Genomic DNA, 13,562 nt, shown 5'->3' with positions numbered 1-13,562 from the left:
AACAGTCGACTGACTCCTTTTGGCCCAGAGTGTGTAAAAACGCTCAAGGCCTCATCGTCTTGGACCATTCACGTTCGTGGCTGAAAGATCGCATGGCAAATGCTGCGTATTGCATCAGTCGCGACCGGGAACACGTCAACGCTGTTTTTACAGCCTCTTGGATGGGCCAAAATCAGCTTTTTTATGCCGATAGCGCATTCATCAAACCGTGAGCACCGATGATTTTCATGACCCGTTTCATGTTGTAGGCGAGCACATTTAAACTCATCTCCGCGCCCACCCCGGCCAGCTTTCGCGTCAGGAAGTGCGTCGCACCCATCCATTGTTTGAGCGTCCCGAAGGGATGCTCAACCGCCCGCTTTCGGACTCGCATCATCTCCGGTGCGTTGCTCAGCCGAAGCTGCATCTCGTCCAATACGGCTTCATGCTCCCAGCGTCGAACCCGCCGTTGTGTGCTCGGTGTGCACTGCGGCTTCATTGCGCAGCCCCGGCATTTCGAACTCCAGTAACGGTGCAACGCAGGCCTTTCCTGAGCAGTTCGATCCTGTTCATGCTTCTGTCGCAACGCCTGAGAATCATGCTGAAGTGCGTGGTTTGCTGTTGGATATCATGCCCATCACGCAACAGTACATCACGCTGGCGCTGCAACTCCTCAATCTGTGTCGTGCGCTCTTCCAAAAGCAGCTCCAGATCCGCTAAGCGAGTTTCGCTAACTTGCTGGCCATCGTATGTTGCCGAGCGAGCGCGGCGTCTTGACGCGCCTGGTCCTCGACGGAGGCGACGCGCTCGCGTTCGGCAGCCAAGACCTGACGCTGTTCGGACAGTGCCTGCTCAGCAACGCTTTGTGCCAGATGGATCGCCTTTTGCCACACGGCAACAAAGGCCTGTGACACTTCACCGGGTAATGTCGGCAAGCGATTCTCACCGCTCAGCCGTTCGGCCGGGCGTGCCCGCCATTGATCGAGCAGACCACCGACGCGAGCCGGACTGCCTCGCCCTAACTCGAGATGTACACGTTCGACCGTTGGCCGTTCGCCGCGGGCCAACACTGCGTCCGCGGCGGAAAAAACGTCGTTTTCCGGCCCCCCTACTGCCATGACTCCCCTCAGCGTATATTAGGTCTGATAATTAAATGTTATCCGACCTCATCTTCCTAAATATGGATTTAAAATACGTTGGACGTATTAAATATTACAAACCAGATTTCGCAGGTCGACGAAACGCCGCTGGACCTGCATTTTCTGACGCTAAACGCCCAGGAGGCAGCCGCAGCCTTTATTGCAGCAGGCACGGCGGCCAATACTGTGCGCAGCTATCGGAGTGCCCTCGCCTATTGGTCGGCGTGGTTACAACTGAGATATGGACACGCGTTAGGCGATACGCATTTACCCGTCGAAGTGGCGGTCCAGTTTGTGGTTGATCACCTCGCCCGTCCGACGGACGACGGCAAATGGGTGCATTTATTGCCAGCATCCATTGATGCTGCGCTTATCCGCGCAAAGGTCAAAGCCAAGCCGGGTGCGCTGGCCTATAACACCGTCAGTCATCGACTTTCGGTGCTGGGCAAATGGCATCGATTGAATAGCTGGGATAGCCCCACCGATGCACCGGTGCTCAAGAGCTTGCTACGCGAGGCACGCAAGGCGCAGTCACGCCAAGGGCTATCGGTGCGTAAGAAGACCGCCATCGTACTTGAGTCTCTACAGGCACTGCTGGCCACCTGCACTGATGGTCTTCGCGGTCAGCGTGACCGCGCCCTCCTCCTGCTGGCCTGGAGCGGCGGTGGCCGACGGCGTTCTGAGGTGGTGAACTTACAAATTAGCGATGTACGCCAACTGGATACCGACACCTGGTTGTATGCGTTGGGTCTGACCAAAACCAACACCGGCGGGGTACGCAGAGAAAAGCCGCTACGCGGTCCCGCGGCTGAGGCACTTAGCGTTTGGCTATTGGCAGCACCGGCGGAGTCAGGACCTTTATTTCGACGTATGTATAAAGGAGACAAAGTTGGATCAACGGGTCTGTCCGCTGACCAGGTGGCGCGGATTGTTCAGCGCAGAGCCAAATTGGCGGGCCTCGAGGGCGATTGGGCAGCGCACAGTTTGCGCTCAGGCTTTGTGACCGAGGCTGGCCGCCAGGGTGTACCGTTGGGTGACGTTATGGCAATGACCGAACATCGCAGTGTGAGTACGGTGATGGGCTACTTTCAAGCGGGTGCACTGCTCGAAAGCCGAGCCACCACCCTACTCAAGTTCTCAACAGTTGAGAACGAAGATACCTCCGGGGGGCATCACCTTGCCAGTGACTCAAAGAACCAAGCGTAATAGCCGCTAAAATGGACTCTCAATATGTGCGTCGATACGTCGAGACTTGCCGTTACATCAGCGATTGGTGGCTTCTTTTCGCACACTTGATTTTTAATCATTCGGGGGAACACGGGTTGCTCATGGCCTCAGTTGAGGCTAAGAGGTGCCCATAAATTCTGCTCCTCCGCGCCCGCCCGACTAGTGCCTTCCAAGAGCATGGTAATGGCTTTGTGATTTCAGTCCGGTTACGCTGATGCGCATCAGGGAGGAAGCGCGATGAGTCAGTATCTGTTGAGTTTTGCCAGACAGAACCTTGAAGGGCGAAACGAGCCTTATCTTATCCTCCTCTGGTGCATGTACCAAGCGAACCAGAGCAAGGGCCGCTATTCCGATCACATTAAAGCCCACATCACGGCAGCAGCAGATCAACTGCTGGGGCGGGATTATCAGCGTGTCGCCGCGCGCTTCAAAAGGGTGCTCGAAAATAGGCCCGAACTGGATCAGATCCCACCGTCCGATCTAGGTGCGTTGGACTACCTTCGCGTAAAAAACTTCCGTGGATTCGGAGAGTTCGGCTCTGACGACAAGGGCAATTTCATTCGCTTCAGCAAACTGAAAAACATCTTCTATGCGCCCAATGGAGGCGGTAAATCGTCGCTGTGTGAAGCGTTGGAATTAGGCACCACCGGAGACATCAAGGAAGCTGCCCGCCGCAAAACTAAGGTAAAGGAGTACATTTCACGGGGAGAGATTAAGCCCCAATTAATGCTTATGGGCAAAGACGGGAGCAAGGTCAATCAGAGCATCAGTTGGTCTAGTTGCTTCATCGACCGCAACCGGCTTCAAGAATTCTCGCTATTGGGTTCCAAGGACACGGGCAGCGGAGAAGGTGATGTGCTGGCCACCCTGTTCGGCTTAGAAGAACTACAAGAAGTCATCTCCCGTTTTGTTCGCCCGGAAAGCTTCACTCTTAAAACCTCTATGCGTACCGACCGGGCTGAAGCCCTCGCTGCCTTGGAGCGTGATCGGGCACAGCTCGGGCAGGCGCTGCGCCGACACAAGCATGACCTGCAGCGTAAGCGTCCGGCAGACACACCTTGACCACACCATTCTCCCCCGTGCTCCTCAAAACCACGCTCATTTGCAAGGCTTTAGTAAGCGCTTGGTTAAGTCACCGTGGTTCGGAATTCGCGCTTAGAAAACTCAATAGATAGTGAAGTGGGACGCCTCAGACCTCGGCAGATGGTGCGGATAAGATAAAGATTCGGTCGTCTTGGATTACCAGACCCATTCTCCGCGCCTTAGCTTCGGTTATCAGCGCCCATTATCAGACTGAGGAGCTTTTTAGCAGGTCAACTCCGAGCGCGAGAACGTTCGTTCAGCTACTGCCCTTATGCTGATGAGGTTGCCAGATTTGCACGGGCCCACTCCTCAGCGGTCGTGACTTGAGTCGACTGCTGCGCGTTGAAAGTGCCTGCTTTAGGCCAGGCCACGCCTCTGCCCTGGGCGAACACAGCGCGGTACTTCTTGATGTGATGCGTTGGGTCTCTCTCCAATTCTTGGAGCAAGTACGGAACAGTCCACACGTTACGTTTGAACGGGCGACCCAGTACACGTTCGAGGAGGCTCGCAACCTCTCCGTACGTCACTGTATCTCCCGAGAGGTACACAATCTGATCGCGGAAGCGAGGTTCGAAGAAAACAATTTCCGCTGTCAACGCACCAATGTCTTCTGGAGTCGTGAGCGTCACGCTGGTCTCAAGACTGCCTAGCGCGTTCACGGTATCGTTTTCGAAGTCAACCACCTCGAATACTGGCTCGAATAGAAAGCTGGTGAACATACCCGTCGAGATGATTACCCATTCAGTTTTATCCTGGGCGCGAAGCAATTCGCGTACATCAAGCTGAGCATCGAACAGATCTTGAGGACTGCCCCGACCGATTACCTCGAAGTCGACACCAAACTGCCAAGGAAAGTAGCGCTTCACACCGGACTTGAGAGCTGCTGTAGCCAGCTTCATCGGGGTTTCCCGGCCTGCAACCATGCCTGCGCAGCCTATTACGGTATCGAACCGTGCGAACACTTCAGCCAACTGATCGATTGAATTATTCACGAGATCTGCGGCCACCATCTGGATGCCAAGATCTCGAAGCTCATCGATTTCGACCTTTTTCTCGGGCACCTGAGTGTTGATGGTCGAATCCCTGAGCAGGACGCTGATTGTGGAGCCGGGCGCGCGCTTTGCTACTCGCGCAAGATTGCGCAGAACCGGCAGCCCAAGCTCACCGGCGCCTAGAACGAGAATGGATTGGGGGGAAAGCTGGGTCACTTCGGTCATGATTTCTCCTGAGACCTGTTGCCTGTAAGATGAACAAATGCTTGCACGATTAGGCAACGTTCGTAAGAAGGCACACCTGTGATACCAGAGAATGAAATGACCGATCAGGAGGCTCTCAGCCAGGCAGAAACAATTTGCCGAACGCTTAGAGAAGACGATGATGGCGTCAGACGAGAAGTGCTTGCTCACGCAGGTAGCCGCTGGTCGTTAGGTATTCTGCATGCCCTGGGGGTTTACGGCACGATGCGCCATGCCGAAATAAAAAGGCAGATGACTGGGGTGACTCAGCGGATGTTAACCAAGACGCTACGCTCCATGGAGCGGGATGGGCTAGTGGTTCGGCGGGAGTTCGGTGAGATTCCGCCACGTGTCGAGTATGAGCTGACGCCGCTGGGTATGGGACTGTTGATCCGCATGTCACCTATCTGGACTTGGGTTGTCGAGAACGTTGAGGATTTCCGCAAGGCGCGGCGTATTTTCGACAGTCAGGATGACAAAAAACCCGCATGGCAAATACCTCCATCGACACCATTAGATTCAGACGCGTCGGACTGAATGTAGCTCATAGCGTGTTAGGAGCCCTGTGCCCATTGATGCGGTAGTAATTGGTCAATTGCACTGGCCCTCTGTGTCGGCAACCGCGTCAGTACATCCTTGAGATACGCGAACGGATCATGCCCATTCATGCGTGCCGATTGAATCAAGCTCATAATTGCCGCCGCTCGTTTACCGCTGCGCAGTGATCCGGCGAAGAGCCAATTCGAACGGCCAAGGGCCCAAGGCCGGATCGTATTTTCGACCCGATTGTTGTCGATGGGCACAGCACCATCATTGAGGTAGCGCGTCAGCGCTACCCAGCGTTTCAGGCTGTAATCCAGAGCCTTGGCTGTGGCCGAGCCCTCGGGCACAAGTTCGCGCTGAGCCAGCATCCACTCATGCAACTTCTCCGCGATAGGAATCGCCATTTCTTGACGTAATCGCCAGCGATCTTCATCGCTCATCTCTTTGGCCTTTCGTTCAACCTCGTATAGGCCGCCGATTGAGTGCAGCGCCTGTTCGGCCAGTTGGCTTTTGTTCGCCACATGCAGGTCGAAGAACTTGCGGCGAGCATGGGCCATGCAGCCGATTTCGGTGATGCCCCCTTCGAAGCCGGCCTTGTAGCCTGCGAAGCCATCGCAGACCAGCTTGCCGTTCCAAGTGCCCAGGAAGTTGCGCGCATGGAGCGGTTGCAGTTGTACGCCGGTTTGACCCACCCACTGCGCCAGTGTCGAACGGGCGATGGGCAGCCCGGCGCGGCCGAAGATTTTCTCTTGGCGATACAGCGGCAGATGGTCGGCGAACTTGGCCACCATGATGTGGGCCAGCAGGCCTGCGGTCGGGACGCCTTTGTCGATGACGTGCGCCGGTACCGGCGCCTGGATTAGCGTTTCACACTGCTCGCAGGCCCACTTTCCACGGATGTGACGCTCGACGGTGAATACGCCGGGCGTGTAGTCGAGCTTTTCGCTGGCGTCTTCGCCGATGCGCTTGAGGGCGCAGCCGCACTGGCAGTGGCTGTTGTCCGGTTCGTGATGGATCAGTGTGCGAGGAAACTGCGGTGGCAGCGGTGCGCGCTTGGGTTGCTGGCGCACTTTGGCTTCGACAGGTGCCGGTTGCAGAGCCTCAAGTTCGGCTTCGATAGCGGCGATATCCGTATCGATCAAGTCGTCGAGCAGGCTGGCTTGATCCGGGCTCAACTGCTCGCTGCGCTTGGCAAACTTGAAGCGTTTGAGCAGCGCGATCTCGTGGGCCAGTTTCTCGTTGACCGACTTGTGATGAGTGATTTGCTTGTCCATTGTCTCGACGCGCTGGATCAACTGCGCCGCCAGGGCACGCAGTTGTTCAGGGTTTAATTGATCGAGATTTGGATGCAAAGTCATGCCGCCGATTTTGCCAGAGAGGGCTGATGGCGACGATAGACTGATGGGCCAATTGCGCTGGCAAGCACGCCATGGCAGATGTTAAAGCATCGAGATGATTCCGCCTGCACCGACGCGCTGCCAAGGTAAACCGAGCACCAGGGCCTGAAGTTGCTCGGCATCCAACTCAACTTCGGAGCCGTGTCGCACACCCGGCCAGAAGAAGCGTCCTTGATTCAAACGCCGGGCGGCAAGCCAAATCCCCACGCCGTCATGCACCAGCACTTTCATTCGATTGGCGCGGCGGTTGGCGAACAGATAGGCACAGTGCGGCTTCGCCGCACCGAACACCGCCACGACTCGTGCGAGCGCGGTTTCAGTGCCGGCGCGCATGTCCATGGGCTCGGTGGCGAGCCAGATGGAATCGACGCGGATCATCGCAGCAGGTCTCGTAGGAAAGCAGAACACGCCGCTGCATTTTCTGCTGGCCAACTCACCACGACTACACCTTTTGGATGCGGCACTTCGATTCGGATCGTGGCAGGAAGGGCCTGATGCATCGGCACCGGCGGCGAAGTCTTGACCGGGATGAAGGCAGTTTGCAGTGCCAGGTTTTTCTGCGCATGCACCCGAATCCATTTATGGACGAGGTTTGCATTGAGGTTGTGGGTCAAGGCGACATTGGCAATTGAAGTGTCAGGATGGGCGCACTCAGTAATGACCTGGGCCTTGAAGGACTTGGAATAGGAACGGCGTTCTTGTGGCATGGGCGTCCGCTTAAAAAGGCTAAAAATGGTGTCCACTTAAATTTAGGTGGACACCATCGCCTTAACCGATGGCATCAGGAAGATGTGTTGCTCGGACGGTTACCCTGCAGCGATCCATCTGCGAGACTTGTAAGCTGCTGGGCCTGCGACCAGATCAAGATTTTGAGATTCGTCCCAAGGTTAAGCGGCTGCGCCAATTGATAGACATGCATATCCGTGGAGCTGAACGACTGCGGGCAGCCAAAGCCCCTGTTGCTATCCCCGAGAAACAAGTCTGGCGTACTTGTGCCATTGCCAAGCGATTACTCCGTCGCCGTGCCCTCATCGAGCGCGCGTTGTTGGATAGGGCCAGCGAGATCAACTATCGCGCTATCTTCGACGCGCTGGAGGCTATCGAACAGCATGTCGGGCAGGCCTGCCCAGCATGCCTGACCCCTCTCGATCAGGTCGTCATGAACCCGTTCGAGAGGGCGCGGGAACAGCTCAAGTCACTCAGCGCTCTGGAGTTTTTGAAGCAATCCAGGCAACGGAGTGATGCTCGGATCGCACTCTGGGCTTCAAAGATCGCGACGGGCATCAACGATATACAGCGCAATGAGTATGCCGACATTTCCTGCCCATTGAAGATGGATGAGCTGGTGGGAATGCTTGCTGAGTTTCATGCAGCTACCGATCGCTCGAAGGTCGCACCATCCGTTCTCGAGTCGTTCCTGACGCTGTGTGATGCCAATACCGAACTGATTGAAGCCTATCTGCGAACTTGTGAGCGCCGACGGTTGGAAGTTGGTCAGGCAGAAACTCAGGCGTCCCGACTCGATATCCAGGTGGATCGGCTCAAGAAAGTTGATGATTTGCTGAAGCGGTTATTCGAGAGTAAAGCTCGGGCGGAGACTGAGTTCAAAACCGCTAACCTCAATATGGCGCAATTGATAGGGCAGAAAACCGTCCTACTCAATGATGCGGTTGATAACAGGCACTTCAACCAGTTGCTTAAGGATCTGGAGACCGAATATCGAACGCTTTACAGCGATCTGCTGGACTACAAGCTACAGCTCGAAAAAAACCGCATCACAGGGATCGAAGCCAAGGCTGCCGAGTACTACCGGGCAATTAATAACCATGACGACGACCATGAGCAGATTCAGGCACTGAGCTTCCATAAGCTTGCTGATGGCTACCGGATCAAGATGACAAACATGGATGGATCCTTAGTTGATGCATTCTCAATGCTTAGCGAAGGGCATCTGCGGACACTGGGTCTATCAATCTTGTTGGCAATGGCCGAGAAAAAAAATTTTCCGCTAATCGTGTTTGACGATGTCGTCAATGCCATCGACACGGATCACCGATCCAATATCATTGATCTGTTTTTCAACGACGCCTACCTACGCCGCATCCAGATGGTGGTCACCACCCATGACCGTCTGTTTTGGGAGCGTTTCTGCATCATCGCCGACCGGCATCCTCAACGCGACCAGCATTCGAACCATGTGCTCAGCTACACAAATAAGGGCATCGTGGTGATCGATCATGCCGGTGGTTTTCAGAAGAAGGTGCAAGTGGCGTTGTCAGTCTTCGATGTTCGCCAGGCGTTGCTGTACTGCCGTGTCTGGTTTGAGTCAATGGTGCTTGAGTTCTGCATCGAGAAAGGTGTGCAAGTGACCGCGAACTTCAATAAGTCCCAACTCAAAAAGAGCATGTACCTACAAGTCAGCTTGGAACACACGTTTGACTTGATTTTACCGTATATTGACTACGACCTGTCACACTTCAATGTTATCAAGAAAGATCTTGTAAACTGGCGCGGACAAAATCAAGAGCACCATGCGTTTGATGAGGGTAGTTTAAACTTTGTACACTCGAAGACGAGCAGTGAGGTCTTGAGAATTTACGACGCCATTCGCTTTCTGGAATGCCAGCTCTTCGCCGCCGAGAAAAAAGAGTCCAGAGTAAAATACATTGCCGAGGTCAATGAAAAAATTCAGAGAGGTCAGCGAAAACTGCTAGGCCTAGCCGAAGCACCCCAAGAGGCAAAAGACAAACATATTGCGGCCTTGAGAGTTCTGGAAAGGGACGCTGCTGAGGCCTCTCAAGAACTTCAGTTCATTGAACGATACGATGCACGACCTAGGACTTAAAAGAGTTGGTGTAAATTTTTTGTTGAAGCATAAAATCCTTGTGATTAGGGTGATCGCGTCCGCTTGAAATAGACGAATACAATCGTCTTTAATACGGGGATTCGAAATTTGTCGTCGCCATCTTCTAAAGAGATTCCGCGAAATTCGGAGTCTTCACTTGTCCAGAATTAGGAATTTAGGAAGCAAGGAATTCCTATCTCTGCCTTCAAATCGCTCAATGAATACTGTTTCAATCAGGACTTCGGGCGGGGTCATTCAGCTGATTGAGCTCTCCAAGCATACTTGAACGTTCGTACCCATGAATTAGCACCTACGCACAAAGGCACAGCAGCCTACTTCAAAGGCCCTACGTTCTCGTCGTACGCGGCTCGTCATAAATGCCTACCTTCGAAAGAGCTAGCGACCAAACCGAAGCTGGCTATAGAAAATGCGTGAGCCGATATTTTTTTCAAAACGCGTAAAGAGGCAATCAAGCTTACTACCCCTCTTTCGAGGAAACTTCCCTAAATAGCTATGCAAGAACTCATAATCCGCCGGAGTTGCACAACCGAAATGTATCATTGGAATAATTTCTTCTGCTTTAGGAAACGCTATATGGTGCGCCATGCAAATAGCCCGCAGTTGCAAAATTTCCTTTTCTTGGACCCCACCAAGAACGTAGGCCGCAAGCATCTGGCTGCCAAATCTTGCTCGCACATCACTTAGTTCAGCGCCATAAAGAACTGCGTCCTCAAATGTAACAATTTGACTGTATTTTTTTGCAGGTTTGCGGCCAAAAAGTAGACGTGCTACACCGGCTTCATGATTGTAGGTCGGCGCCAGGAGGAAGAGATCATATAGATTGTCAAATAACTTACATGTACGTTTATTCTGACGCTTACGCCAAAGTTGGACGCGATGAATTAAATTTCTGCGCAGTCTCTGAAAACTCATGCTCTGCCAAGGATCGAGGGCTATATTAGGCTGGACACTTTGTACGTAAGCATCCCAACTCTTTCGGAACGTCGCATTTGTCCGCAGACTTGATAGATCTACTCCATGGAAAGGGCATAGTACAGCATCTCTTGCGCACCAACTTCTACGCCATCCTGGCATTTGGCCCTTTGCAACGTCCTCACGCAAACAAATAGAGCAGAAATGCGTTCTTCGGCCAGGATTGACAAGAGCTATATTTTTTGATCTAAAAAAACATTTGGTCAGCTGTGTATTTAACGTTAAGGAAATAGTATTCTCTTTAAAGTAGTTAGTCGAGAAATCAAAGTCTAGATCTTCATCAACGACATTAACTCCGCCCCATGCTGCCCTTGGTCGTGCCAAGAGCAGTTCGCGCTCTCTCACAACTATTCGATGTTTCAAAGATATTCGATAGAACCATGATGTTAACGTTTCATCATAAAAGGGTGAAGGTAGGCCACATAATAAACTCATTAGTAAGACCAAGGCTTTTCTGCTGCAGCCTTCAAACATTCTACATCTATGCGTTCCTTGCCATTCTTGAGTGCGTAACATCCGGCGCTGCGTATCAGGTCTATGACTTTATCCATGCGGCCGTGAGTACTTTGCAAAATAACCCTTACTATATTTTTCTCGTAGAGCTTGGAGGGTTCCCTTAGCGGTAGCTTCTCTTCAATAGAAAGTAGAAACGATCTAAATTCTTCAGTTTCTCTCCAGTCATTTAGCAAAACCTCAGTGAAACGTCGTTTAGTTTCAGGCTTTGCGCCTAGTACAGTAGTAGCGCCTAAAGTACCAAATCCAAATAAACACAAAGCGTATTTTTCACCGATCAACGTTTTGAGAATCGATCCGTTAATTCGCTGCTCGTCTTTCTTCACTAACAGCAATTCATGTATTTCATCGATAACCAACCCCCAGATTTGCCTTAGCTTCAAAATGTCTGCAAGTTCATGCGAAACCCACCGCCCTTCCTTTGGTCTGGAGGATCTATCAGCTGGTATTTCTAACGCCCTACACAATTCGGAGTGAAAGGTCTTTCTGATATGAGGATTTTCTGGATCGAGCGCCATATCCAGAAACAAAAGGCCATCACTTTTCTCAACCCTCTTCGATATTTGACGTATGATTGCCGTCTTACCTACCCCCCCTACCCCTGCAACCATAAGTGCAGGGGCCGTAATACGTCTCGGTACGCGAGAAATATTATTCATTATTTTGAATACTTCCTCACTTGGAGAATAGTCAACCCAAACATCTTTATTTATTAATGAAATTCTATCTTGGACAGAAAGCTCTCGTAAATCTTGAGGGTAATCACTCATACTTTATCACTCACACCAAATTTTTTGGGGGGCTGTGAATAATCCGGAACATTTTTTTGTTCGGCGGTTTTCTTACTTGGGTAAAATTCTTTTTCGTACTCTTCTTGTGCTGCAACCTGCCTTCTCGCTCTTTTTGTTTCCTTGACGCTTCTAATCTCGATCGCCTCAGCCTCTCGAAAGGCAGCCGGCCCTTCTGGCGTTGTGAAGGCACCTGGTGTTTTATGACCGCTGTGGAACGCAGCCGCACGGTACTCTTCGTAGGTGTAATCAGGGTTGCTCATATCAGCGAATGGGATAGGTACATACCCAGATGGAAATTTCACCCATATTTGCTTCATTGAAAAAGGATCGTACTTTATTGTGGCCTTTCCTGTTCCCACCAGCGGCGAAAGCACATTATCCCAATAAAACATATTCTTGAACTCTATCCCTTTAGCTTGCACAGCTCTTTCTTTAGAAGGCATAAAGTTCAATCTAAATTGTTGAGGATCCGTCGTGAATGGAGGATAAGGAGTTATACCAGCCGGATCGAAATATTGCGTCCATGCTTCTGCAGGCGACTTATTAATCTCAGAATGAACGGTATTGTGATAGTCGTACACTTGCAAGGCAAACCATCGGCAAAAGTCGGAGAATGTCATAGTAGGAACCGCGGAAGAATTCAGATTTTTACGCGCCACGGTATTTGACATTGTTGTTCCTGACAAAAGATGCAATCTTCCCATAAATGTGCCAATAACTCTTTCTACATGTCCCCCGTAATGCTTTCTTCCTGGAGGGCGATGCTTGTATGCGATCTGGGCCTTATCTAAATCCAATAGAAATCTACTACTCCTAAATTCTTTAGCGTTATCCATCCCGAGTAACTGGGGTACCCCATAAAACGGATAGCTGAATTTATCTAAATCCAGCCTTCCCAGAAAGTCCCATTTTGGAAGTACGGCATGAGTTAAGGCTGAGGCAACAGATACCGAGTTAGGAACGTGCAGACTCAAATAATAGCCTAAAACTACGCGGGTATACCTATCGAGCACAAATGTTACCCATGGCCTGCCAATCGGGTGAATTCGATCGTTCGCTAAAAGCACAATATCAGCTAATGTATGATCCATTTGAACAGCTTCTAATGGATAAGTCAGAACCTGCGATCCTGGTTTTGCATGATGTTTTTGTCTGGCGGCTTCTTTCCCTTTACGTAAAGATGTGACTTGTGGTGCAGATAATGTTGAAAAAATTCGTTGTCTCACGGTTGGCTTCGATGGCGTCTTGAATCCTTCCTCTTTACACACCACCTCAACTCTTTTCCATATCGTTGAAAACGGTACGGCTTCTTTATTTTTGTATACTTCTATAGCTTCGCTGATGATCTTTTCTATTTGCGGGCTAAGTCGCACTTCACCCTTTTTAACTCCTCGGCTTCTCCTTGTTATCGCAATCGGTCCTCTAGCAGCGTCGAAGTCTCTTAGAATCTTATAGATATGGTTCACGCTGACACCGACTTCCACCGCCGCTTGCTTATGAGAAATCTCTCCATTTTTAAGCCGAATGAGAATTTGATGCCGGCGTTTGGCTTCATTGAACTCATCATCTGATACTTCGAAGCCACGCTTAGTCGACCAAGCAATACTATGCTGATCCGCCTCCATTAAAAACTCGATTTCCTTAACTTCTACTGGCACAATTTCACCGGTCGATGAAACTCGCACCATGACATGTTCCGAGTCAATGATAGAAGATATAACCGCGCCTTTTCCGCGCGCTATTACTTGAAGACCTTTTTTTAGCTCAATAAACATGAATAGGGCCCATTGGTTTCCTATCACCTATATAGCTCACCA

Annotated in this window: 9 protein-coding genes and 4 pseudogenes; 4 read left to right on the top strand and 9 right to left on the bottom strand. The window is 51.5% G+C overall.

Going from position 1 to position 13,562, the window contains the following annotated elements:
* Window positions 1–181: 181 nt before the first annotated feature.
* Window positions 182–517 (bottom strand): annotated as a pseudogene (locus JOE32_RS04595) (transposase); the annotation flags it as partial.
* A gap of 9 nt (window positions 518–526) precedes the next feature.
* Window positions 527–1,097 (bottom strand): annotated as a pseudogene (locus JOE32_RS24925) (DNA-binding protein); the annotation flags it as partial.
* A 78-nt stretch (window positions 1,098–1,175) separates the two neighbouring features.
* Here JOE32_RS24925 and JOE32_RS04580 point away from each other — a divergent pair.
* Window positions 1,176–2,324, top strand: coding sequence for a site-specific integrase (locus JOE32_RS04580; RefSeq protein ID WP_209981848.1), 1,149 nt, complete (start codon window positions 1,176–1,178; stop codon window positions 2,322–2,324).
* Window positions 2,325–2,582: 258 nt separating this feature from the next.
* A pseudogene (locus JOE32_RS04575) lies at window positions 2,583–3,377 on the top strand (ATP-binding protein); the annotation flags it as partial.
* Between the two features lie 320 nt (window positions 3,378–3,697).
* On the opposite strand, the gene JOE32_RS04570 reads toward JOE32_RS04575, so the two are convergent.
* Window positions 3,698–4,645: an aromatic alcohol reductase gene (locus tag JOE32_RS04570; protein WP_003173940.1), complete on the bottom strand. Its 948-nt coding sequence runs from the start codon at window positions 4,643–4,645 to the stop codon at window positions 3,698–3,700.
* A 96-nt stretch (window positions 4,646–4,741) separates the two neighbouring features.
* Here JOE32_RS04570 and JOE32_RS04565 point away from each other — a divergent pair, with 96 nt between their 5' ends.
* Window positions 4,742–5,200 (top strand): helix-turn-helix domain-containing protein, encoded by a 459-nt coding sequence (locus tag JOE32_RS04565; protein ID WP_003429427.1) that lies wholly within the window; start codon window positions 4,742–4,744, stop codon window positions 5,198–5,200.
* A 17-nt stretch (window positions 5,201–5,217) separates the two neighbouring features.
* Here the strand turns inward: JOE32_RS04565 and JOE32_RS04560 are convergent, their stop codons facing one another.
* The 3 genes from JOE32_RS04560 to JOE32_RS04550 form a co-directional block, all read right to left on the bottom strand.
* Window positions 5,218–6,564, bottom strand: coding sequence for an IS66 family transposase (locus JOE32_RS04560; RefSeq protein WP_209981846.1), 1,347 nt, complete (start codon window positions 6,562–6,564; stop codon window positions 5,218–5,220).
* Between the two features lie 81 nt (window positions 6,565–6,645).
* On the bottom strand, window positions 6,646–6,981 hold the full coding sequence (gene tnpB, locus JOE32_RS24920; RefSeq protein WP_003177794.1) for an IS66 family insertion sequence element accessory protein TnpB: 336 nt from the start codon (window positions 6,979–6,981) through the stop codon (window positions 6,646–6,648).
* A complete protein-coding gene (locus tag JOE32_RS04550) occupies window positions 6,978–7,310 on the bottom strand; it encodes a transposase (RefSeq protein WP_003173944.1) in 333 nt (110 codons plus the stop codon). Before JOE32_RS04550 ends, tnpB begins: the two co-directional genes overlap by 4 nt.
* Before the next feature lie 104 nt (window positions 7,311–7,414).
* Here JOE32_RS04550 and JOE32_RS04545 point away from each other — a divergent pair.
* Window positions 7,415–9,448, top strand: a pseudogene (locus JOE32_RS04545) (AAA family ATPase); the annotation flags it as partial.
* Window positions 9,449–9,844: 396 nt separating this feature from the next.
* Here the strand turns inward: JOE32_RS04545 and JOE32_RS04540 are convergent.
* Genes JOE32_RS04540 through JOE32_RS04530 form a run of 3 tightly spaced genes read right to left on the bottom strand, consistent with a single transcriptional unit; the run spans window position 9,845 to window position 13,520 of the window.
* Window positions 9,845–10,915, bottom strand: coding sequence for a TniQ family protein (locus JOE32_RS04540; RefSeq protein ID WP_209981841.1), 1,071 nt, complete (start codon window positions 10,913–10,915; stop codon window positions 9,845–9,847).
* On the bottom strand, window positions 10,876–11,724 hold the full coding sequence (locus JOE32_RS04535) for a TniB family NTP-binding protein (RefSeq protein ID WP_065935489.1): 849 nt from the start codon (window positions 11,722–11,724) through the stop codon (window positions 10,876–10,878). Before JOE32_RS04535 ends, JOE32_RS04540 begins: the two co-directional genes overlap by 40 nt.
* The gene (locus JOE32_RS04530) at window positions 11,721–13,520 is read right to left on the bottom strand and encodes a Mu transposase C-terminal domain-containing protein (protein WP_209981839.1); all 1,800 of its coding nucleotides are present in this window, start codon (window positions 13,518–13,520) and stop codon (window positions 11,721–11,723) included. Before JOE32_RS04530 ends, JOE32_RS04535 begins: the two co-directional genes overlap by 4 nt.
* Between the last annotated feature and the right edge of the window lie 42 nt (window positions 13,521–13,562).

The organism is Pseudomonas sp. PvP025 (assembly GCF_017832155.1).
Classification (GTDB): Bacteria; Pseudomonadota; Gammaproteobacteria; order Pseudomonadales; family Pseudomonadaceae; genus Aquipseudomonas.
The sequence above is the reverse complement of the archived record's forward strand: the minus strand, read 5'-3'. Positions and strand labels throughout refer to the sequence as shown.